Below are 584 nucleotides of genomic sequence, written 5' to 3' on the forward strand. Positions count from 1 at the left end.
AAACCACCGGTATTGCGGATGGTGACGACCTGGGTGGGTTCGTCATTCACTCGCACATTGCCGAAGTCATACGGACTGGCCGGATCAAACACGAGGTTGGGTTTAACACCCCTGCCGCTGAAGTCGACCGTGGCGCTGGTCTTGAACGCATCTCCAGCGATGTTGAAACCAAGCGCCCCCGTGACGGTAGATGCCATCGGGGCAAGGGGCTTGAATTTCACCGTCAACATCGTCTGCCCACCACCCCCTGTCAGTGTAACTGAGCCACTCGGCGGGGATACGAGCGAAAAGGACGAATCACCTGTCACGGCAAAAGCGCTGAGAGTGACGTCGGTAAGACCAGTATTGCGAACCGTCACCGTCTGCGTGGGTTCGGTGCCTACACGCACGTCATCAAAAGCGAGTGATTCAGGACTCACATCCGTAGCGAAGTTCACCCCTATTCCGGAAAGAGGGACCTCCGTCGTGGCATTGGCGGCATTGCTGGCGATGATGAGATTGCCAGAGAACGATGTCAGGGCATCGGGCGTGAACTGTACCTTGATAACCCGGGTTCCACCGTTTGCATTGACGACGAGCCCCCC

At 57.4% G+C, this 584-nt stretch carries 1 protein-coding gene; it reads right to left on the reverse strand.

The window, feature by feature from the left end; translation table 11 throughout:
• The coding region (locus Q664_RS58005) for a choice-of-anchor D domain-containing protein (RefSeq protein WP_152622326.1) at positions 1–584 on the reverse strand (584 nt) is incomplete at both ends.

The sequence above is a fragment of the Archangium violaceum Cb vi76 genome, assembly GCF_000733295.1.
Classification (GTDB): Bacteria; Myxococcota; Myxococcia; order Myxococcales; family Myxococcaceae; genus Archangium; species Archangium violaceum.